Source organism: Pontibacter sp. MBLB2868 (assembly GCF_051904785.1).
Lineage (GTDB): Bacteria > Bacteroidota > Bacteroidia > Cytophagales > Hymenobacteraceae > Pontibacter.
Genome location: NZ_CP196710.1, coordinates 3,825,408 through 3,848,489 on the forward strand (window position 1 = coordinate 3,825,408; position 23,082 = coordinate 3,848,489).

At 43.1% G+C, this 23,082-nt stretch carries 16 protein-coding genes; 7 read left to right on the top strand and 9 right to left on the bottom strand.

The window, feature by feature from the left end; translation table 11 throughout:
• Nucleotides 1–532 precede the first annotated feature (532 nt).
• From ACSX1A_RS16330 to ACSX1A_RS16340, 3 genes are all read right to left on the bottom strand, one after another.
• Entirely contained in the window at nucleotides 533–1,492 is a 960-nt protein-coding gene (locus ACSX1A_RS16330) for a PorP/SprF family type IX secretion system membrane protein (protein ID WP_439880711.1), read from the bottom strand.
• Between the two features lie 3 nt (nucleotides 1,493–1,495).
• A complete protein-coding gene (locus ACSX1A_RS16335; RefSeq protein WP_439880712.1) occupies nucleotides 1,496–5,176 on the bottom strand; it encodes a gliding motility-associated C-terminal domain-containing protein in 3,681 nt (1,226 codons plus the stop codon).
• A 384-nt stretch (nucleotides 5,177–5,560) separates the two neighbouring features.
• Nucleotides 5,561–8,227 carry a CehA/McbA family metallohydrolase gene (locus ACSX1A_RS16340; protein WP_439880713.1) on the bottom strand — a complete coding sequence of 889 codons (2,667 nt, stop codon included), beginning with the start codon at nucleotides 8,225–8,227 and terminating at the stop codon, nucleotides 5,561–5,563.
• A 474-nt stretch (nucleotides 8,228–8,701) separates the two neighbouring features.
• Here ACSX1A_RS16340 and ACSX1A_RS16345 point away from each other — a divergent pair, with 474 nt between their 5' ends.
• The 4 genes from ACSX1A_RS16345 (at nucleotide 8,702) to ACSX1A_RS16360 (ending at nucleotide 11,396) form a co-directional block, all read left to right on the top strand.
• Entirely contained in the window at nucleotides 8,702–9,061 is a 360-nt protein-coding gene (locus tag ACSX1A_RS16345) for a hypothetical protein (RefSeq protein ID WP_439880714.1), read from the top strand.
• A gap of 360 nt (nucleotides 9,062–9,421) precedes the next feature.
• The gene (locus tag ACSX1A_RS16350) at nucleotides 9,422–10,249 is read left to right on the top strand and encodes a helix-turn-helix domain-containing protein (protein WP_439880715.1); all 828 of its coding nucleotides are present in this window, start codon (nucleotides 9,422–9,424) and stop codon (nucleotides 10,247–10,249) included.
• Entirely contained in the window at nucleotides 10,197–10,880 is a 684-nt protein-coding gene (locus ACSX1A_RS16355) for a hypothetical protein (protein ID WP_439880716.1), read from the top strand. Before ACSX1A_RS16350 ends, ACSX1A_RS16355 begins: the two co-directional genes overlap by 53 nt.
• A gap of 87 nt (nucleotides 10,881–10,967) precedes the next feature.
• Nucleotides 10,968–11,396, top strand: a complete 429-nt coding sequence (locus tag ACSX1A_RS16360; RefSeq protein ID WP_439880717.1) for a hypothetical protein — start codon at nucleotides 10,968–10,970, stop codon at nucleotides 11,394–11,396.
• Between the two features lie 263 nt (nucleotides 11,397–11,659).
• Here ACSX1A_RS16360 and ACSX1A_RS16365 read toward each other — a convergent pair whose 3' ends face one another.
• From ACSX1A_RS16365 to ACSX1A_RS16385, 5 genes are read right to left on the bottom strand one after another with little or no spacing between them, the layout of a single operon-like run.
• Nucleotides 11,660–13,957, bottom strand: a complete 2,298-nt coding sequence (locus tag ACSX1A_RS16365) for a hypothetical protein (RefSeq protein WP_439880718.1) — start codon at nucleotides 13,955–13,957, stop codon at nucleotides 11,660–11,662.
• A 36-nt stretch (nucleotides 13,958–13,993) separates the two neighbouring features.
• Nucleotides 13,994–15,925 (bottom strand): tetratricopeptide repeat protein, encoded by a 1,932-nt coding sequence (locus tag ACSX1A_RS16370; RefSeq protein ID WP_439880719.1) that lies wholly within the window; start codon nucleotides 15,923–15,925, stop codon nucleotides 13,994–13,996.
• 43 nt (nucleotides 15,926–15,968) lie between these two features.
• Nucleotides 15,969–16,406: a hypothetical protein gene (locus ACSX1A_RS16375; protein ID WP_439880720.1), complete on the bottom strand. Its 438-nt coding sequence runs from the start codon at nucleotides 16,404–16,406 to the stop codon at nucleotides 15,969–15,971.
• Between the two features lie 32 nt (nucleotides 16,407–16,438).
• Complete coding sequence (locus ACSX1A_RS16380; RefSeq protein WP_439880721.1) at nucleotides 16,439–17,065, bottom strand: hypothetical protein; 627 nt, start codon at nucleotides 17,063–17,065, stop codon at nucleotides 16,439–16,441.
• Between the two features lie 23 nt (nucleotides 17,066–17,088).
• A complete protein-coding gene (locus ACSX1A_RS16385) occupies nucleotides 17,089–18,426 on the bottom strand; it encodes a hypothetical protein (RefSeq protein ID WP_439880722.1) in 1,338 nt (445 codons plus the stop codon).
• Nucleotides 18,427–18,660: 234 nt separating this feature from the next.
• Here ACSX1A_RS16385 and ACSX1A_RS16390 point away from each other — a divergent pair, with 234 nt between their 5' ends.
• Both ACSX1A_RS16390 and ACSX1A_RS16395 read left to right on the top strand, forming a co-directional pair.
• Nucleotides 18,661–18,846 carry a hypothetical protein gene (locus ACSX1A_RS16390; RefSeq protein WP_439880723.1) on the top strand — a complete coding sequence of 62 codons (186 nt, stop codon included), beginning with the start codon at nucleotides 18,661–18,663 and terminating at the stop codon, nucleotides 18,844–18,846.
• A 152-nt stretch (nucleotides 18,847–18,998) separates the two neighbouring features.
• Nucleotides 18,999–19,622, top strand: coding sequence for a hypothetical protein (locus ACSX1A_RS16395; protein WP_439880724.1), 624 nt, complete (start codon nucleotides 18,999–19,001; stop codon nucleotides 19,620–19,622).
• 87 nt (nucleotides 19,623–19,709) lie between these two features.
• Here the strand turns inward: ACSX1A_RS16395 and ACSX1A_RS16400 are convergent, their stop codons facing one another.
• Entirely contained in the window at nucleotides 19,710–22,376 is a 2,667-nt protein-coding gene (locus tag ACSX1A_RS16400; RefSeq protein ID WP_439880725.1) for a UvrD-helicase domain-containing protein, read from the bottom strand.
• Between the two features lie 281 nt (nucleotides 22,377–22,657).
• Here ACSX1A_RS16400 and ACSX1A_RS16405 point away from each other — a divergent pair, with 281 nt between their 5' ends.
• Nucleotides 22,658–23,011, top strand: a complete 354-nt coding sequence (locus ACSX1A_RS16405) for a hypothetical protein (RefSeq protein WP_439880726.1) — start codon at nucleotides 22,658–22,660, stop codon at nucleotides 23,009–23,011.
• Nucleotides 23,012–23,082 lie beyond the last annotated feature (71 nt).

The window sequence follows — 23,082 nt, forward strand, 5'->3', positions numbered from 1 at the left end:
GTACTAAACTCCTCTTTTAAACACTTAACTATTAAGGTATAGCTTAAAACAAGTACAACTATAACTTTAAAAATTCCTTTTAATCGGCAGCTTTCAATCGCACAAGAGCCTTTAGCATAAATTTTCTTCTGAAATTTACCGATTTTTAGTACAATCCAAATTATAATGATAAAATTAAATTCAGAAATATCTCACAAATGCCATACTATGCTATGGATTTAGTTATAACTCTGTAAACTCAATAATTAAGAATAGCTTTAAAGGCTAATCACACATTCTAAATTGAATTTTATCTATAATTAATTATTAATGGCGGGCAAAGGTAATACAAGAGGAACTACTTGCAAATATATCCCTATATTTTATTTGATGAGGATAACTTGCACGGTGCCCACAAGAATGATATAATATCAAGAGCGTGTGTAAGTGACAGCACTTACGATGTGCTTCACACTGCTTATTATAGGGTAGTGAGGGAGCAAGTAATATCAGGAGGGAAAGCTTCTGCTAATAAGGTGAAACCAGGCACCGTTTACCAAATCCATTGCGGGCAGATAATTCGTCGTGTGTTGAAAACCTTAAAGCCGACTACTACCTCGTGGGTTCCGGCACTGACTTTGTTAAGGGTTGAAGTAGTAGCGTCGTAGGAGTAAGAGATATCGAGTAGTGGACTTACATATACACCTACCATAGCTACCAGGGCATCGTTGTGACGGTAAGAACCTCCCACCCAAAACTGTTTGTTATAAAGCACCCGAACACTCGCATCGATAGAGGCGGGGCTGGGAGAAGCAAGCTTGACCATTACCGAAGGAACCACGTCCAGTTCCGGAGTTGGTGAAAAGCGGTAGCTACCAGTTACAAAGTAATGCCGCTGCAGGTCAAGGGCAGGGTCGGTACTACCCTCCGGAGCAAAACTGGCGACATCCTCCAGCAGCTGCGCCCCTGCAACACCAACTGAAAAATTCTTGGAATAAATCCACAGCCCCAGGTTCAGGTCGAGCACATTGTTATTTATATTTCCGCCACCTAACAGCGGATCACCGGGGTTAGTAAGTTGAAGCTCACTTGTGTTTATGCTATTTCTGATAATACCTGCCGCCGCACCCGCCGACACATTTATGCTGCGCGTAACCGCCATGTGGTAGGCATAAGACCCTGTAAGCCCTGTACGGCGTAAAGGGCCTGTCTTATCTGTATGAAAAGAAACGCCCACCCCATGGTGTGCCAGTTCCTTATGAAATTTGTTACTGGCAGCCCCCTTGTTGATAGGTGTATGGGCTGTAAGGTAATAGGTAACCGGGGCTCCATCCAAACCAACCCACTGCCGCCTGTTGCTTATTCTTATATCAGTATAATCTTCGATGCCTGTAATAGCAGGATTCAACAAAAAGTTATTAAGCATGTATTGGCTATACTGTGGCCGTTGCTGGGCGTTTGCCTGCAGTGCCACAGTGACTATAGTTAGTATGAATAGAAATACTTTCCTCATTTCTTAACGGATAATGGTAACATGCCCTGAAATTGGTTTCTCCGAGCTGTTCAGGTAGATCATGTAATAATAAGTGGCCACAGGCAGATTCTCGCCATTGTAAGTGCCATCCCAAGGTGTGCCATACCCATTTGATGTAAAGATCAGGTTTCCCCAACGGTTGAATATCTCCACCCGCACATCCGGATAGTTCTCCACATTGCCTAATTCCCATATCTCATTCACGCCATCACGATTAGGCGTAAAGGCATTCGGAATTGACAGCGCAGGTATTACTGTCACCACGACCTCATCAGTAGCAACGCAGCCTTCTGCCGTAGTTACGGTTACGGTATATGTGGTAGTAACATCTGGCTTAGCTATTGGATTTGCTATGTTAGGGTTGTTAAGGCCTACTGCAGGCTCCCATTGGTAAGTTTGCCCTCCTGATGCACGCAACTCTGTAGTTCTGCCTTGTATAATTGTAACATCGTCCCCGGCATTTGCCACTGGCGTAACGATGGTTACAGTTGCTTCTGTTCTGGAAGCGCTGGCGCATTGGTTGTTATTTACTGCCTGCACAAAATAGGTAGTGTTCTGGAACAGCTCTGGTGTTTCAAATTCCGGTCCCACAAAAACCGGTATTCCACCTGTTGCCGTTTCATACCATTCGTAAGTTTCTCCGCTTGCGTTGACTACAGAAAGTATAGCTGAACCGCCAACACATGCCCGTGCATCCTTCACCGTTAGCGTAGGGGAAGCCGGTAAAGGCAGGATAGTAATGGCAATTGCATCTGAAACATTTTCACAACCCTGTGAGATAGCTACTCGCCTGAACCAGGTATTGCGGGTAAGCGCCGGAGGAGTATAGCTTGCACTTGTATTGGGACCTGCTGCTGGTGTAAAACCAGTGGATGGACCGCTAATACTACTTTCCCAGCGATATGTGAATCCTCCGTTACCACCTGAAGGAGCAGAACCTGTTAGCGCTTGCGGTACAGTACCTGAGCAAACTTCCTGACTGGCAGAGATGCTGTTTCCGGTTATGGCAGGCCGTATTCGTATCACTGCTGCTGCACTGGTGTCAGCACCGCAACCTGCTGAAGTAACTACCCGCTTGAAGTAAGTTGTTCCTGTTAGTGGCGCAGGTGTGTAGCTCTGGGTATTACTGTTACCCGCTACAGCTGTAAAGCTTCCGTTTGCTCCTGTTGTGCTGCTTAACCACTGGTACTTGTACTCTCCGGGTTTACCACCGGTAGGCACTGATCCGTCCAGAGAGGAGGTAGCCGTGCCTGCGCAAACATCCTGGTTAAGGGGGCTGATTGTATTACCCGCTAACCGGGGGTATAGTGTGATCTTTATGGCTTCTGATGGGTTCGTACAACCGCCTGAGGTAATTTGCCGCCTGAACCAGTTATCGCCGGGCTGCAAACTTTGAACCGTATAATTTGCCGTGTTATTGGGGCCTGGTGCCGCTCTAAATCCTGTTGTAGGCCCGGTTGTACTTACTTCCCATAAGAAAGTATAAGGGGGGCCTGCTCCGCCTGATGGCTGGCTTCCCACCAGTTGTTGTGGTGTATCGCCCTCGCATATCTCCTGCGCCGGCCCAATGGTATTGGCTGAAGCGGGTACAGGGTCCACAGCTATTATCTGCACCACGTTACTTGTGTCAGGGGAGCAGCTGCCGGAGCTCACCACGCGCCTGAACCAAGTGGTTGCAGTTATCGCACCTGGTGTATAGTTCTGGTTATTATTTGTTCCGGTGGCTGCCGTAAAACCTCCGTCCGGGCCACTTGAGCTTTGTATCCAGGTATAGTTGTAAGGGTTGCTGGTATCTCCGCCTGTTGGTGTGCTTCCTGTCAGCTCTGCTACTGTTCCTCCCTTGCACACACTGCGGGTATCAGCCCCGTTTATGATGTTATTGGCAACCCTTTCTCTTACAGTAACTGGTATTTCGCGAAGCGGGCTGATACATACTACTCCATTCGCGGTATCCAGGGCCGCAACATAAAAATTGGTAACGCCACTTGCCAGTGCCGGTGTAGTAAAAGTAGGACCATCTGCTATGGGTGCAGCTCCTGGTGCATTAGTATCAAACCAAACAAAAAGTGGGCCGCCACCTGTTGTGGTAAGTGTCGCGGCATCTCCCTCGCAAATAATTGCCGGAGCTTGCACAGTGGGTGCCGTGGGTTGTTTTAAGATGACGTATTCTATAGGAGTCGATTGCCCCCCTGTAATCTGGTCAGAGTCACCGCATTCATTTTCTGCCACTACAGTTAATTGATAGCGCCCGGGGACATCGAAGTCGAAACTAAAGTTGAAGCTCTCCGAATTGAATGTTTGGGAAAAGCTTTTCGGGCCTGTTATACTTACAGCCACTGTGATCTTCTCCCCTAAATTCTTATCTACTAGTATGCTTCCGGGACCAGAGCCTCCACCGCCACCTGCAGGGCCACTACTACTAAATTTAATCGAAGTCGGACCGCAAAAAGTACCTCCGGATGGCGGTTGTACCTGTGGCCATCCTACTACTATACCTTGCGATGTGGTATCGCTGCTACAGGCATTGCTAACGATCTGCTCTATCGTATATACTCCTGACTCTTCGAACAGGAAAACAGGGGCAGCCGAAGTTGAGTCTCCAGTAACAAAGCTCCAGCCTTGCTTAGGCTGTACAGACCATTTATAAGAAAGGCCGGCACCAGATGCAGTGTCAGTTGGCGTAACCACAACAGGCACGCAAGGCGGTAGCTGATCCTGTTCTTCCCTTTGTTTGTCTATCTCAAAACCGGCTTTAGGATTTTTGCTTACAGTATAAGTCTGGGTAAATGTTTCAGTACATCCATTGCCTGCCAATGCTGTTATGACTATATCAAAGTCACCTTCCTTAGTATATGGATTAGGATTTGATATCGGGAAATCAGCAGCACGGTATATTACAGGTGCACTACCGTCGCCCCAGTCAACGGTGTAACTTCTTATATCTGATAAAAATGGTGCTTGAGTAGTATTGGAGATCTCGGCTGTTACTTTAATATCTGAATCTGCAACAGAATCTTCTAAGCAGGTTATAAATTCATTCTTTTCAGTGAATGATATTACAGGAATTCGTTTTACCTGTACATCCCGAATAACCGGCTCTGATTCGCAGCTTGAAGTTGTGCTGGTCGCAAACACTGAAACAGTATAGGTTTCAACACCGGTACCTGTAACATCATACGTGTGGGTAACTTCTGTGCCCCTGCTTGTACTACCATCCCCGAACGTCCAGGTATATATCAGATCAGGCATAGGTGCATTGATGGAGAATGTCAGGGGGGTGCCGGAACACTGTACCGTAGTGGGGTCAACTATAAAACCAGGGGGATTAGGACGAGGGTCTACGACAATATCTGTGCCTGTAGAGAGATTTGTGGTACAACTCCCTCCTGAGACCCGAACCTGATAAGTACCTGCCTGACTTACATCAATTGTTTCGCCAGTTGCGCCTATATCCACTCCATCCTTCAGCCACTCGTAAGTAAGTCCTGCACCCGCGTTCGCTCTCAGGGTAGTGCTTTCGCCCTGGCACAACACGGTTCTTCCCTCTACAGTAATCGTAGCAGGGCAGTTTGGCGTTTGTGCCAATAGAGTTACATGGCTGCCCAGAAATATGCACAGTGAAAATATACTCAGGTATAATTGCTTCGGTAGAAGAAGACGCATTCAAACTTTCTTAATGGGTGAAGTACAGACTTTGCAGTCCAATCTACATTACGGTAACAATATATTCAAGGGTTTAGGAATAGTTTTAGCCTAACCCGTGAGCAGAGAACAGAACTATCGCCAAGATGTTCAGGGAGGGTGGGCCTGCTAGAAGAGAATCAGGGGCAGGCACACGATCACCATTTACTCTATAGGCAAATGCTTTAAAAGGTTACATGGCAACATCTTTTTTTCATAGTACTTACAAAGCTAACGATTTTGGTTAATTGCAAATTGTATCAGTTGCCACAACAAACATACTATTAAAAACTACAGGCCCCGCATCTGGTATGCGGGGCCTGTAGGGGAAACTGGTCATTAGCTTTTTAGCAGTAACAACTCTATTTACTGAACAACAATCTTTTTACTTATTGTTTTAGAGCCGATCTGCACCTGCAGTATATATAGCCCCTGGCTAGCAGAGGCAAGATTTAACTGTTTCTCTATATGGCCGCTAGCACCTGAAAGTAGTTCTTCTGATACTACTTTACCCGTTAAGCCTAACACGCGCACCCAAACATTTTCTCTTTTTAACAGATCAAAAGAAACATTGATGTTGCCCTGTGTAGGGTTTGGCCATACACTTAGTCTGGCAGTTTTGCTTAACTCTTCATCTACACCCAGCACAGTATTGTCGTTTCGGGTGTACCAGATCGGTGATGTTACTGTTCTGCTGCCATCATCTTCTGTAATATCCAGGTAGTAGTAGCCGGTTGCAAGGTTTGCGAGGGCATTATCAGTATAAGTTAGGCTGGGGCCGTTGCTCAACGCTATCTGTGTGGCATTCACTCCACTTCCCGGAACACCGTGCATTAGCTTTATACTACTCACAGGAGAAGCCGTCTCTGTAGTAACTGCAATGTTAGGGGCATAACGGTCTGTGAACACGCTTCCCATAGGCTGGGAGTTGATGGTAAAGTATACCTTTGCCTCAAAATCCTGGGTGGCATAAAAGCGCATGCTTTTCATTGCCTCCAGTAAATAATCTTCGGTTAACTCAGGGGCCAGTACAACTAACCTGGAGCGGGCTGTGCGGCCAAATGTAAAGTTGTGATTGTCGTGGTCTATAGTTGGGCCAAGGAAATATCCTTTGCTCAGCATTTTATTATAGTAGCTCAGGTAGCTCATGCTGCTTCCGGGGTTCGTGTAGTTCGTGATCGTTGAGAAAGCAGGTCCTGATTCCACTGCTGTTCCTACTATCGCTTTATCACAAAGACCATCATAGTTAGCCGCCAGGTTATTATAGTCGCTGGTATTAGGGTGGGCCAGGTAGGCAATAGCATTGCCGCCGTGTTTGTTTACCCGGTTAAAGAGGCCTGTTGTGCCAGAGTAGGTACTTTTAGGTACATAAATCTGGTATTGACCGGTTTCCCAGTTCACTAAAGAGTCCAAACCATACACGATTACGTGTCCGCCTCCTGAAATCGTGCCCCACTCCATACCATAAAGCGCTACAAAAGAGTCGGTGGTTGCCGCTTTGGCTGCGTCTCTGCCTGGCTTCCAGTTAGCCAGTTGCATACCGGCTCCTGTGTGGTTGTGCTCGCTAATACCCAGAAAATCCATGTGCATGGCCTCCTTTGCATAAGCATAGTTATCTATCGGAGTTTTGGTTGCATCGTCTTTGTTACCGTCAGAATAGCTGCTGTGCGCATGCATGTTTCCGTAGTAAAAATTGTATCCGCCTGTGTTCTGCTCCCGTGTTTGCTTCGACCCAGTTAGCGCGGAGGCTGTTAAGTATATAGGTCCGCCAGTACAGTTTGTACTTACAGAGAATACATAAAAGTAATATGTGGTGCCAGGGTCCAGGTTACTTTGCGTAAAGGAGGTAGCAGCGCCTTGCTGCACAACTTTCCCGTTGCCTATACTTGCGCCTGCCTGGTAGCTTGTTCCGTTTACCGGCAATGAAGTCAGGTTAGCGGTTGTACTCATTACAACCAGGTACTCATCAACGCCAGTGAATGCATCAAACTTACCTTGTATTTTAGATGATGTAAAGTAGGTTATACCAAAGTTAGTGGCCTGTCCGGCAGGAGAAGCGCAAGCAGGTGGTGTTGCTGTTGTGTGAGAGCCCCCAAGCGGGTTTGGCACCAGGTAAAGCGGCCCACCATTACAGGCAGAACTCGTAAGAGCGTAGACAAAAAAGTAATATGATGTACTTGGAGTAAGGCCAGACGCTGTAAATGATGTGGACGGGCTCTTTCCAACAACCACACCTCCCCCAATATTGTCTCCAGGGGCATAAACTACACCATTCTGGGGATTAGCTGAGAGACTATTTGTTGTGCTCATTACAACCAGGTATTCATCAGCACCTGCAGCTCCGGTAAAAGACCCTGTAATGCTTTTAGTGCCTGTTGCGCCAAAGGTCATAGCGGTTGGTTGGTTTGCCGGTGCCACACAAGCAGGCAGATTAGCTGCCGAATGCACCCCTAAGCGGTTCGAATCGTCCAGGCCATCGGCATCCTGTACCGTAGTAATGGCAACACTGCTCCATTCTGCCAGTGTAAAGGTCGGGTTAGCATTTAAAACGGAAGCATTTCTTACATAGCTTTTGTCTTTCGCATTTATGCCATGCCCAAACGCATCGATCACATTTTCAGAAGCATCCAGCAAGGCTATGGCATCGTTCCCATTAAAATTTATAACAGCATCAGATAATTGCGCGGCACTTGCCACTGTAAGGTAAGGTACTTCTGTACTGTTATTTGAGCGCCCTATCAGCACAGTACCGTGCGCAGGTATCACTACATTTAACGCTACCACATTAGATGGCGTGTCAGTTAAATTCATGTTGCCTGCATCGCCGCTTATTTGCCACGAAGCTAACTTTAACTGGGGGGAGGCTGTGTTTACTTCTGAGCTACTTAAATTAGTGAGCTCAATCCATTTGTTTACCCCCGTACCTTCGTAATACTGAGAGATAATCACCTGAGCATTAGCAGAAACTATTGTTAAAATACTACAGGCAAGTAATAAGATAAAAAATTTTGTAACCGGGTAAAGCTTCATCATTCACTGGAGTTATGAGTAAAATAAGGCATACAAGTTTTGCAATATTTAACCCAAGTGAAAGAAAAATCAGTTAATAAATTATTAAAACCATATATACTATATTGCATCTTCAATATATCCTATAAAAAGGATATAACGTGTGTTATTTGAAGCTGACATTAACTATAGTAAAAGGCTAGCCATAAACTATTTGAAGGCAATACCTGACTGGATTTAACTTGACGTTTGTATCGGAAATCTGAAAATGATTTATACTATGCAAAGCAGGGCAGAACATTAAATGGAATAGGAAAAAGGACATTCAAAAATAAGCCCTTGGTGCAGCAACAAACAGATCTGTTCCTACTAAATTTTTATGCGGTACACAGACCCTTTTAAAGGATTAAAAAAAGAATTTGTTAATTTTATAGCATGATATTGTTTAGTAACGGCTTTTTTCAGCTTGATTTTGATGCTTCCGCGGACATTTTAACTATGGTGCTACCAGAAATGCGTACCAGCGGATTGAGTGAGGCTGAAAGATGCTTTGAGATATTGGTGGAATTCGTAAAGAATTACCATGTACAGAATTTGTTACTGGACTCCAGTCAGGCAGAAGTTGAAGTAGGAGAAGCCTCTTACAACGCATTGATTTATAATGTATCAATGCAACTAAAAGAGACCCGATTGAAAAAGGTAGCACGGGTCGTGAGCAGCAATGTAAAGCTTGAGGAGATGGCTATACTTGTACAAGGGCAGGTACTCGAAAATAATCCGGCAACTTACCAGATTCAGAATTTCTCTAACCGTGACATGGCCTTGAAATGGCTGACGGAACCTGCCTATATTTCCTAAACAGGTTAGAACTTACCTTTTCAAGCCGCTCTGCCGCTTGCTTCTCATAAAAAAGCTAACAGTTTTCCTCCAAGAAAAAGACGCCAGCATTAATACAGGGAAAGGCAAAAGCGTTCCTGCTTTGTAGTGATACAGGTACTTTCATCCTATTTTAAACCTGGGGGAAGTAACCGGACACCCTAAAAACAAAAAAGCTTGTAAGTTTTCACCTACAAGCTTTTTTGTTTTGGTAGACCAGGCTTCACGGCTATCGAACTTTCTCCAGGAAGACATCGCTGCCATAGAGGCTTTTTACCACTACGCCGGCTACACCTCCACTAGCCGCTCTAAATCATCTACTAAATCTAAAAAGAAATAGGGATGATGGAGAAACACAATCCTACACAAAGCGGTGCTAGCTCAGCAAACACCAAGGCCTCATTAGAGACCAAGCCAGGCATTAAAACCGTCATGACGGCAGAGGTCCGCTACGACAAAAGGCTCAGCTCCACCGAGAAAATCATCTACTCTGAGATAGCCGGCCTTTACAAAAAGCATAAAGTGTGCTGGGCAACTAACGCACACTTTGCCAAGAAATTCGGACTTACTATTAAAACAATCTCCCGCTGCATTACGCACCTCGCACAACTGGGATTTATCAGGGTTGAAATCAATCAGGAGGAGGGTAACAAGAGGAGCATATTTTTATGTGATGATACCCCAAAAATGTCTAGACCTATGGACATTCCAGAGGATACCTCGGGACAAAATGAGCCAGAGGAAACGGCTTCACTCCTTATATATAATAAGAATATTAAAAATAAAGATGAAAGAGAAGGGGATTCTCAAGCCAGTTTAAAATCTGAAAATTTTTCAGTCGCTAACTCTAAATCTGAGTGGCCGGACCAGCAGCAGGTAGAGAGCTATATGCTGACGCTGAAACTCCCTTGGCTTAACAAATCAGAAGGGAAGGAGGCCCGGTCCTTTGTGGACTACTACTCTGCCCTTGGCTGGCAAATGAAAGCCGGCCCGATTCAGGACTGGCAGGCAGCAGCCCGCAACTGGTTAAATAAAACACAAAATATTTCACAGACATTAAACAATCATTCAAATGAGCACAGCAAGATCAATAAAGGAAATAACCAATGGAGGGGGCATGTTAACCGCCTCAACACCGACAGAGGCAAAGAGTACAGCGGCACACTATAGCATCGCCCCCAAACCGACAACACAGACAATTTTAGACTACTTCCTACAGTCTATACAGAATGTGGAGTGGCCTCAGGAGATAAGAGAGAAGCTTATCAACTTAAACTGGCACAAGGACATTTTTGAAAAAGTAGCTGCCTATGCTGCAGGTGATACGGAAGCTATGCAAAGATTTAATATTAATCCGAAGAAAGGGTTATTAGTCATGGGCCCAGTTGGATGCGGGAAGACGGAACTCATCTTAATGCTACGCAAGTTCACGCCCTCTGGCATTAAGGATATTTACATGTATGATGTTACAGCAGCCTTTAACGAAAATGGTGATAAAGCTATTCGCCCGTACCGCCACGGTCCTTTACACTCTGGCACAGGAAAGCCTATTGAATGCCTCTTTGATGATTTGGGAGTGGAAAGAACAGGGTCACACTATGGTGTTAAAGCAGAAGTAGCCATTGATTTAATATATATGCGCCACCTGCACTACAAGAAGACTGGCAGTAAGAGCTATTTCACAACCAATCTGAATGTGGAAGAGCTAACCATGAACTATAAAGATGTTTCCCGCTCCCGCCTTAGAGAGATGTGCAATGTCATTCAGTACTCAAAGAGTGCCCCTGATCTAAGATTTTAACTAACTCACAACTAATCTATAAATAAAAAATATATGCGAATCTATAAAGAAAAAACCGCTCCACTTTCCTGCAGGGTTAGTGAGAATATGAAAAGCCAGATAGAAGAAATGGCTGATACCCTTAATATGAGTTTGGCTCAGTATGTAGCCGTTTTAGTGGCTGTCGGTCAAAACGGGGAAGAGGGGCTAAAGGTATTAAAGAATAGACTAACCGCGGCTAACGAAAAACAGCAAGAGACAGAAAGGGAGCTGGAAAAGCTTTTACCTTTTACAAAACCGGCTTTTGCCAAGCCCCTTGCTGCCCTTTTGCAGAACGAGCAAATTCTTAGCGATCTCTATACACAATATGGAAAGAAGTCATTTGAAAGAATGGAGCTGGCTAAGCTAGGCTTCCAGTTTAACTTAATGCTTCAGGCCAAGTCCATAGATAAGATTCTTTATTACTTTATGGGTAGCTATGGCTGGACTTATGCAGACGGAGAAAGGAAAACAATTACTATAAGAGAGGAGAAATAGCTATGGAAAGTACATTTGTTTATGCTGAGCCCTGTGACCTATACTGGGATTCCACTGTTTCAGGCGAAAAAGTCAATCCCTCTTACATGTTATACCTTATCTTGTTCCTCTTAATATGTACTGTTGTCTGGCTTTTGCTTAATAAGGCAAACCATAGCCTGGTCTTAAAACATAAGACAGAAGAAAAGTAAGCATACCTCCCCCGCAGGCGTTCAATATTATACTCCTGCGGGGGAGGCTTTAAAGTCATCTCTTAAGCACTATCATTTTAGAACCCCATCCTTATAGCTCTCTTTCTTTACTACCTTATTATTGCCATCTATAAAAGCAGTCTTACCATTTCGTAGGCCATTCTTGATTTTTCTTTCCTCTTTAAGGCCTGTTTTTGCATCGTGGTAAACAAACTCACCTGAGAACAGTGAATTGTTCAGTGTCAGGTACTTCTCATCCAATTGAACATTGTTTGCATAGTTTGACTCTATTTTAACATCCTGCTCTGGAAAATAATAGACCCAAAGACCTATCTTATCTTCATTTCGGTATTTACCAGTTACAACGGGATTACCATTTATATCAGTAACTCTGAATTCACCGTCTTTATAGCCGTATATTCCATTAGATGTTATCCCAGTCAGGTTCAGAAAAACCCTTTCAAAATCGTTATGATCTATCTCCTCTTGTCTAAAAATTTTAAACTCCTGTGAGGTTATTTTACTATCGAAGTATTCCGTCTGACGGCACATGAGGCTACTAGAGTTTTCATCGTATATCTCATACTTGGTTAAGATTTTATCTCCAGTGCTATCATAGATAGTCAACTCTGCAAAATCATCATTATGAAATATTTTCTTCTCTGCAGGCTTACCATACTTATTCCATTCAATGTATTCCCCATGTAGCTTGCCCTCTTTGAAGTTCATCGTCCTCGTAAGCAATCTCTTATCATAATACCCGATCCATTTCCCTTCTTCCTTGCCGTTTTTGTATTCTCCCTCAAAAAAGAACCAAGAATTAGCCCCATCCGGCATCTGGCTCTGGTAGGCTTCAAGCCACGCCCCATGCTTCTCATCATTAAGATAGTTGCCTTTTCTTATCAATGTGTTTGTAGAATCTCTAAGCTCATAGCTTCCACTTTTGATGCCGCGGTTATAAGTTGTAGTCTCCAGAACCGGTATTGCTTTAAAATATATCTCCGACTTGCCTTCTACCAGCCTTTCTGTTTCATCAATAAATAGAAAACGCTTTTCCACACCTTGTTTCTTACCAGCGGTAAAATATGTTTCAAGCATTACCTCGCCTAAACGATCACTCACGGGGGCATAATACGTCCATTTCCCTTCCTTCAAACCATCTACATAATTCCCTTCGCTTTCCTTACCAGTAAAACCTAGATAGGTCCATTTGCCGCTTTTGAGTCCCATTTTGTAGCTCCCTTCACAGTCATCAATCCAAATGAAGTCTGTTTCTCCTGTTTTAGAGATTGTCAATTTGACTTTTACACGCCTTTTGTAAGCACCATGGAGCTCCCCGTTGGCATATAGCGCTGTTACAATGGTGTCACTGCCAGCAAACTCTTCTGCAGCTCCATGCTTTACCCCATTAAGGTAATGACTAAACTCCAGCACTTCTTCCTCTCCATTTCCAACATAGTAGGTTGTCCACTTCCCATCCTTTTCCCCTTTCTTGGTTGAGCCGATGATTTTTACAGTAGGTTCTCCTGTTCCCTCATCATAATAGTATTCAACATATCTGCCTGTCTGCTCACCATTTACATATTCCTTTTCAATTGATTTGAAGCTGTCTTCATAAATTGTAGCCACTCCATTGTACTCATCATTCACCATGGAATATTCGGCAGTCTTGTTGCCATATTCATCATACTCAACAAATTTGCCATTGCCTTTGCCATCCGTATAGGTTCCTTGCTTCTTTAACTGCCCACTTTCATAATAAATCTTGAGTAAGCCGTGCAGCTTGCCGTTTTTCAAGGAATACTCCGTCTCTACCTCACCGTCAGCATAATAGCTTATTTTATTGCCATTGTCAGGATCATAAATTCCGGCTTTCCTGATTACGGTTATTTGATATGCTGTTAAACTTGCATCAGACCACTCATCTTCATCTCTCCTCTGAGTACTTACTTTGATGGCATATGTAGCATTAGCATAAGTTGAAACAACTTCACTGTCTTCTATCTTGCTCCCTAACAGTTTATAACCTGATGATGTAAGAGAACTTTGAATTTGGGTGTAAAAAGTCTTACTTAAGGTCACATAGGATACCTTGTCGGGCTGAGAATTATATGTAAACAAGTAAAACCAACCTTGAGCTTTATTATTGTAGCTATTTTTATTGTAGGACCAAGTAATTGTGTTGTAGTGATCACTGTCTCCTTTTTGAGAGTCATGATAAATCCACCCTTTAGTTAGAAGAGTTGTATTCACACTTTCCCAGTTCTGCTTTCCACAAAGGCTCATGAGCTCTGTAAGTGTTAGCTTTTGGGCGAAACCAATGGGTGAAATAAAAAGCAGAGCAGCTAAAATCAGTAGTAGCTTTTTCATATAGTTACTGTACTTAATGATGCTAAATGGAGATGACTACTTACAAACTGTTTTGGCTAATTCCGTAGCATCTAGGTCTCCTAATTCACTAGCTATGTTTAGGTCTATACAGGCCCCTTCTTTTTTCCCCATTGTGCTCTTCAATGCTCCACGGCGATAATAGGCATTAGCATATTCAGCATTCAACTCAATTGCTTTTGTATAATCTTTTAAAGCCGCCTCATTTTTTTTCTGACTTTCTTTAATTGTACCACGATTAAAATATGGTATAGCATCACCTGGATCTAATTTAATAGCCATACCATAATCTTTTATGGCTGCCTTTTCGTCGCCTAAGTTCATCTTTGCCACCCCACGGTCATTATAAGCAACAGAAGACTTGGGATTTAACACTAGTGCTCTATTGTAATCTTCGATTGCACCCTTAAAGTCTTCAATGTAGTGCTTAGAATTACCGCGCAGGATAAAGACATCTATATCATCAGGATTTAGCTTTAGGGAATTACTGAAATCAACAATAGCTCCTTTATAGTCCTCTAAATCAATCTTCACTGTCCCTCTGCAGTAATAAGCAAAAGCATTAGCATCATCAAGCTCGATAGCCTTATTGTAGTCGAGAAGTGCCTTTTGATATTCATTCATAAAATCATGTGCTAACCCTCGGGAAACATAGTTGTGACTATTGTTTGGCGCCAACTTGATGGCCTCATCAAAATCTAATATGGCTTCAGCATAATTTCCCATGCCTCTCTTTATCGTTCCACGCTCAACAAATGCATCTAGAAACTCAGAGTTTAGGTTAACGGCAGCTGAAAAATCTGACATTGCTCCTATACTATCTCCCATCTCAGCTCGTAATATGCCGCGGTTAAAAAGTGCCTCTAAATTCGAGGAGTCTGCCTCAATCGATTTTCCATAGTTGTCCAGCGCCTTTTCTTTATTATTGAGCAACTCCCAAATAACTGCACGATTATAATATGAATAGGAATGGTTCGGATTTATCACTAGCACTTGATCGTAATCGGCCAAAGCTCCTTGATAGTCCTTGGCTTGAAGCCTGGCATAACCTCTTTTATAAAATGCATCAGCATATTCAGGGGCTAATTCAATAACTCTAGTAAGATCGTGTATCGCAGTTGAGTCATTAATGGCTTCTTTTGCTAGCGCTCTATTATAGTAAGCACTTGCATATTCTTTATCTATCTCAATGGCTTTACTGTAGTCTTTTATTGCACTCTGATATTCTTCTAGTCTTGCTCTGGTATACCCCCTACTGTTATAAGTTTGCGCATTACTTGAATCGAAAACAAGAGCAGCCGAAAAGTCCTCAACTGCACCTAAATTGTTTTCAAGATAAGCTTTAGCTGTCCCTCGCTCAAAATATGTATTAGCATCTTTGGGGTCTAATAAAATAGCCTTGTCATAGTCAATTATTGCTCCACTATAGTCCTCTAAACCTGCCTTTACAATACCACGACGGTAATAAAAATATCCCTCTGTCGGGTTTATTTTAATTGCATGATTAAAATCGTTCAGGGCTCCTTCTATATCACCAAGCTCAGCTTTTACTATAGCCCTGTTTAAGTACATTTTAGGGTACCCATCATTATTCAACTCGATTGCTTCGTTATAATCTATCAAGGCATTTTCGTACTCCTCAAGGTACGCTTTTACAAAACCACGGCTGTAATAGGCCATACCTGTGCCAGGACTTAAGCTTATAGAGCGGTTAAAGTCTTCTATTGCCTCAGCACTGTTGCCATTATAAAACTTTGCCATTCCTCTCTTAAGAAACGCTTCTTCATCATTAGCATTTAACTCAATGGCTTTGTTAAGATCATCTATAGCTCCTGTGTAGTTTTCAGCTTCTAGCTTAGCTATGCCACTTGTTTTAAAAGCATCGAAGGATTGCGCAGAAGAGTTCAACACACTTAATGAGAAAGCTAAAAGCAGTAAAAGTTTTTTCATGGGTTAACAAGTATTATTTTATGGTCTTGCAAAGTCAGCACTACTAATTTTCACAGTCACTAGCATAGGACTCAATTTCTTCGCTAGCGTCCATTGCTTTTTTCGCATAGTACTCTCCATCCTCAATGGTCTCAGCATTATATGCGCTTTTTGCATTGGAGTATGCTTCATCTGCAGCGTAATTCGCGTCATCACACCCACAGTCAGAAGCATAACTCATGGCGCTATCGAATTCATCCATTGCTCTTTTGGCATAATACTGCATATCCTCTACAGTCTCAGAGTAGTAGGCCTGTCTCGCATAGTCGTACCCGTAACTTGCTGAGGACTTAGCATCAGAGCAGTCTACTACCTCTTCTTCCTCATATTCACTTGTTTCATAGTAAGCTGTTTCCTCATCAGCTGCATCAGAATAATTTGTATCATTAGTATCACAGCTGAAAAGCAGAGCAGTAAACAGAAGCAGGTAAAGGTTTTTCATTTAGAAAGAGCTTTAAGAAAAATCAAAACTTATTAGTCACAATCCATTCCGAAAGAGGAGCTCATCTCAGAACAGGTAATTGTCATTGTTGAAAATTTACCCTGTGTTTCCCCCTGGTTAAATCCTTCTACAGAATTGCACATCATGCCGAAAGAGTTGGTGGATGTAGAAGAGTTATATTTATCACCCTTCTTTATCGTAACTTTTACCATCTTCGCCTTCCTTGGATTAACAGCATAAAAAGTATAAAACCCATTTATGCTCACTCTATAGATAGAAACACAGTCATTCTTTTTGATAAAGACAGGGGAAAGACCAGTTTCTTTAATAAATGTGTTAAAATTTGGAATGTCTACCTCATTACTGGTTCCTTTACAGCGGGTAAGCGTAGCTGCAAACTCATAGAAGGCATCAGCCTTCTTCTGAAGCCTATTAAGTGCCATAAGGTCCTCTTCTTCCTCATCTATTGCTTCTTCTATATCATCATTCAAGGAATCAATCTTTCTAAAGAAGTACTCGCAGTCTTCTTTGTTAGCGTTAGCTGCAAAGGACTGTGTTAAGCTTTGAAGCTCGTACTCCAGATCGCTAACTCTATCAGATTTTGGGTTAGAACTTACCAGCATAGTAGCTGATATGATGAGCAGTAGATATATTTTCATACAGTAGTGGTTATCATTCGTTTTTATTTCATCTCCGTTCTACCGCCATGCTTGTAAAGCAGGTAAAGCATTTTAGATACTTCAAACCTCACATGGTCCTCAAGACCATTGTCCTTTCTAGCCTCTGCTTCACCCATTCCATTATGCTTTGCTTTGAGATAGCAGTAATAATGATTCTTCATATGATGGAAATAACCACCCAATCCGTTTCTCATATCTTCTATTAACTGCTGGTCATAGCGGGCCTTGTCTATTACTTCCTCTACTATATAGAATGCGTCTTTGATCATCTCAGGTTTGCCAGTTGGACCCAATGTGAGCGGCTTATAGACCTTAAGGTAATGCTGATGCAATTCTAAGGTACTGCCAGTTTTATCCTTTAAAGAAATGATAGTCGGGCAGTCAATCAAGCTTTGCTGGCGGCTTTTATTAAAGTAGCTCAGTACCAACTGCCCTTTACTACCATACTCCCGAATTAGTGCTGTCAGTGCATCGAAGTCAAATCCTAAAGTAACTGGAGAAGGCTTGTTATAATCTTCATGCAACTGACCTGTGACGGTTACAGCTGAATCTTCGCTGAAGATGATTTCCTCGATTTCTACTATACCGGCAATAACGAAGTAGTCTGGCGTGAAATCTATAGCATCTGGCCGGGCAAGTGAGAAAAGGTCAGTTTGTTCGCTATCCGAACGTTCTTCCCTAAATTCATTGAATCTGAAAACTCTTGCCATTTCCAGAGGATGAGGAGCCGGCTCTTCTTCCTCTTGCCCTAATTTGATCATCGAATCCAAATCAGATGGATCTAAATAATTATCCAGAAACTTAAGGTATGGCTTTAGCTGCTTGTAAGCCTTTGTCTTGCGGAAGGTACGGGGATATTGATTCTTTAAAGATGCGGCATCCCCATAGCAATCCAACCTCTTAAGAGCACTCAGCTCTGCCAGTACATCTTCAGGTGATGCAAAACCTAGTATAACATCGTAGAGGAAAATAGTATACTCGTGGGTAGGGTGACCTAGTTCTGGTAGTATATCAAAAGCATCCTTATTCCTTGCTTTTGCTTCTTTTAACTGTTCCAGATCTGTTAGTACAGGTGAGAAATGGTGCTGCTGTGCTGCAGCATTTAAATGCTCCAGTGTTTGTTGAAGAACCTTTTCTGACAGCTTTTTCTTCTGTGCAAGTTTCCAGAGTATGCTCCTGTTTTTGTTTGACAAAGGAAGCCCGAATTTCTGCAGGAGTTCTTCCTCCAGACCTAGAACTTCTTCAAACAAATCACCGTCTGCTTCGGGGCCACCTATTCTGTCCAGCTCTTTATACAGATGGAAATAGGAGTTTAACTTATATATTACTTCTGTTCTCATTTTTATATCTTCCCTTTCTGCGCATTTTCTACTACCACAGCTAATGTGGGTGCATCCAATGTTGGATTTCTTTTCTGAAGCAATTTTGATATAAATATATTAATATATAACTATATAAACTCCATAGCTTTTACTTTTTTAGTAAAAGGATTGGAAACACAGTAGCAGATTCCAAAAGAAGTAGTGCTCTATCCACTGGCATTCTACTTAAAGTTATAGACTTACTAAATACTTATGACATTCAACTTCTACATCGGTGGGTATGGCCGTGACAGCTATCGGTTAGAACTGCATAACAATGAACTGCGCTGCTCTGAGTACTATGGAGTATCGTCAGACTGTAACAAAATCAATTCTTTGAAGGGGGACAAAGACTGGGGGAACAGTAGTATTCCTAAAAAACTACAGCAGGATGAATAGTTACTTCACAACTTGCTAACCAGCAAGTTAGACATTTTACTAGCCTGTTTAGCTTTTTATGGCTATATTAGCTAAAGTAAATATTAATATTAGAAACAACGAGGAGGAAGGGTAAAGAGGACAGAGTAAATTCAAACATAAGATTTAGGGTAATGGCGGATTGCATACAATGTGGGAGTTTTACAAAATATAACGGTGGCTTATGTACTGCTTGCTACAAAAATAAAAATGGAGAACAGGTAACACTTGTTGTAGACAAAGATAACGCGGCGCCAGTCAAAAGCTTTGATAAGACAACAGACAATAAATGGGTATACAATCTGATCAAGGGGCGTATAGCCGAGACGCTTGTAGAGCAGTTGTTTCTTTCCCTTGGCTTCCAGGTTTTCAAGTACGGGATGGAGAACACTATACCCGGTATCATGGACCTGCTAAAGGGTGTGCGCGATGAGGTGGCGATGGAGATAAGAAGAATGCCTGACTTAGTAGTGTATAAAGATGGCAAAGCACACTTTATTGAAGTAAAATTCAGAGCTAACGGCACATTCCAGCTGAAGGACATTGACAAGAACAAAGACTATCCTTATCAGAACGCCCTAATATTGCTGGTATCAAAGAAGCACATTAAATGTATTTCTTATTTAGAGCTAGTGGAAGGAAAGGAGATAACCCCTACCTGCCGTAATTATCTAGGAAGCCGCAAAGAATTTGAAACAGATAAGGAGAAGATCATTGAGTACTGCCAGTACGCGGTAAAATTCTTTGAAAATGTATAAGCAGGACTAAAGTGATTTAGTGTAAAAGCCCTTCAGAATTCTGAAGGGCTTTTACACTTCTGCAAATGTAAGCGATGAGCCTAGCCTCTAAGCCTCACTAAGAGCCCTTCGTTTTTTAGCTTTATTGTCCCACTCCGTTTTTGAGTAGTCACAGCCGTAAAGGAAGTTCGTGCAGCCCCAGAACGTGTAGAGATTCCCGGTTTTTGCGACGCCTTTCTTCTTCACAACCAGGTCGGCGATTTTGCAGTCCGGGCATTTTTCTATCTTTTTATCCTTGTTGCCTACATCCAGCTCGGTGATAAACTTTGACTTGTAGGTCTCGTCTGCCACGAAATAAACCTGCTCTTTGGCTCTGGTCATGGCCACGTAAAACAGGCGTCTCTCCTCGCCGTTCTCATATTGGTCGGCATCACTCAGCAATAGGTTAAGCACCTGATCATCCGACATCTCGGAAGGGAAACCATGCCTGCCCGAATTGCAGTTAATGACTATAACAATATCCGCCTCAAGACCCTTCGACTTGTGCACCGTCAGGAACTCAGCCTTCACTTTCGGCCTGCCGATGGGGCTGTATTCTACGATGTCCGCTTCGCGTGTAAACTCGTGGCCTGCCTCAACCTCCTTGACTGATATGTTTCGCTTAATGCTAAAGGAGCTGTTCTTGTCCTCCAGCCTCCTTAGATCAAAGCTGTATCGGCCCAGTATAAAGATAGACTTCTTATCTAAATCTGCATGCCTGGACAGCAGCTCATCTAAGATGTTCTTTACTGCTATCGTATCGCCTTGATCGCCTGAAGGTGCGTAGACAAGGTCGTATCTGGTCTTCTTGTCCGGAAACGCCGGCCTGAGTGACTTGGCGGTTTGGCTGTCGTTTTTGAGTATGAACTCGCTTGACAAGTTAATAAGCGGATTGCAGAAGCGGTAAGTGGTCTCAATCTTTGACTTGATGCAATACCCGAAGAAGCGCTCAAAGTCCTTGAATAGGGTAATGTCGCTGCCCGTGAAGCGGTAAATCGACTGCCAGTCGTCGCCCACGCAGAAGAGTCTACATCCGGGGCTGTTCTCCCTTAGCGCCTTTATCAGGTTATAGCGGCCAATGGATATGTCCTGAAACTCATCAATGATGATGTAGTCAAACTTCTTCTGGTAAGCGCCGGCAGCAACATAGGCTGTGGCTTTGTTGATCATGTCGCTGAAGTCTATCTCCTGCCTTTCAGCCAGGTGTGCCTCATACTTTTCAAAGATGGGCTTTATGATCTGAATAAAGCGATTGTTTCGCTCTCTCATCATCTCATCCTTCACCGATCCGTTGCGTTCAGCCAAATCACTTACAGTGTAGTTGTTTGACTTCATGAGGGTGATGAATGTCTGGAACAGCGTTACAAAGCCATCCACCTCCTCGCCGGCAGTATGGTTGATGATAGCCCAGATCTCTTTAGGCGACTTTGGAGACAACCTTATCCCGGCGCTTTGCAGCTTCTCTGTGAGACTGGCAGCCCAGGTGCCGTCAAGCATCTCATAGCTGTAGGTCTCGATAAGCCGGGTACTGTTCTGCCTGTGCACATCCCGCTGCCAATTGATTTTGCTCCAGTACTTCTGGTTCGCCTGCTCCTGCGTTTCGCCTCTTTTCGCAAAGAAGGGGGGCACGCTGTTATCCCTGGAAATCGCCTGGTGCTCCAGGTAAACCCGCTTGCCGTCCTGAAGAATGGTGAAGTCCGGCTTGTACTGCCGTTTGTCTAATGTGGCTGTCTCAAACTCGTAGGGATACTCGTACTCATAGTTGATCCCGTTGAAGAGCAGGAAGTTGGCGATCCGGCACTCCTCAATGCTTTTGACTATCTCCATTCGGTGGGTAATCCTGCCATTACTTGAGGTAGTGTATGCTTTGTAGGTCCTGAAGTTCTGATCCTTGATGTACTGGATGTACTCGCCCTGGTTCTTGAAGTCAAACTGGTTTTTGACAGGCTTTAGAAAGTTGGTAAAGTAGTCTGTAACTTTAGCTAAGTACTCTTCCCGTTTAATTAGCTCATTGAACGTCTTCTTGATAAAGGGCTTAAACTGCTGCTCTTCAAAAATGGACGGTCGCTTCTCCTCAACCTGCTTGATCACGCCTATACCGAAGCTATGGAAGGTCTTGGCAAAAATCCCTTCCACGTTCACGCGGGAGGCGAGCGTGACGGCTGACTTTCTTGTAAAGGAAATAAGCAAGATATTTTCTGGGTCTGTCTTATAACGCTCCACTAGGTACTTCACCTTGCCCACAATGGTCGTGGTTTTACCGGAGCCTGCCCCAGCAATGACTAAGTTGGCATCCTCATCCTCCACGATGGCCGTTCTTTGCTGCAGATCAAGCGGCTTACCTGCAGCTGAATCAAAAAAGTCTTTGTACGTGTTGAGTTCTTGTTTGACAAAGGCAGCGTTATACTTGCTCCTGTTGCTTTGTGCGTTCTTATAATAGTCAAGAAACTTCTTCACTACTACTGAGCTCTTATGCTCTAGACTGGCCTTCTCAATCGGTTTTCCATTCAAGGAGGCGTATAGCTCCTGATAATTAGCTAACCATACTCCCAATTTGGAGTTAGTAAAATAACCAAGTGCAAAGTCAAGGTTTAACTCATAAGCTGCAACTGCCGCCTCTATATCCTGTAGCTTGCTTGACAACAGCTGTTGAAGTTCAGCTTTTGTTTTTTGAGAACTATTCCACTTGAATATGAAGTAGCCAGCAACGGCTATAAATAAAAGTATTAACGGCATTTTAATTCGGTAATGCTTATGAACAAGGGCTTAAGAGAAGCTTTAAAGTTTTGTATTTTCATCAACGCTGAATCAAGCCCCTATACAAGATTGATTGTTTCCTATTATGGAATAGCTAATTGCTAAGATCTATTAACTGAATAACTTTATACTGCACCCCCTCTTGGGCCATTCCATATATAAAGATATTAATATGTAACAATATACTCTTTATAGCATCTGCTTTTTTAGTTAAATTAAAGTAGAGCTTTGCGCTAGAACCTTTTCTAAACTTTCTTTTTATGACATTAAACTTCTACATCGGTGGGTATGGCCGTGACAGTTACCGCCTCACACTTCACGACAATGAATTGCGCTGCTCTGAGTATTATGGAATACTGTTAGAGCATGATAAGATTGTGCCTATTGAGGGAAATAAGAATTGGGATCAGCTGATGAGTTTCCTTAAAAGCTGTGACTGGAAAAGAAGATACGATAGTGATATTCTGGATGGAACGCAGTGGGAATTAAAACTGAAGGCACCAGGGGTTAATATTAACTCTTATGGCTCCAATGCCTATCCTGATAACTTTGATGAGCTCATGATTTTGCTGAACCGTCTATTAAGCGAAACAGGAATACAACTAGAAGAATAGTGACTTTGAAACTAATCCCAGCAACCCATAGACCCAAACTGCAAAGTTTCCCTTTTACATCTCGGACAATG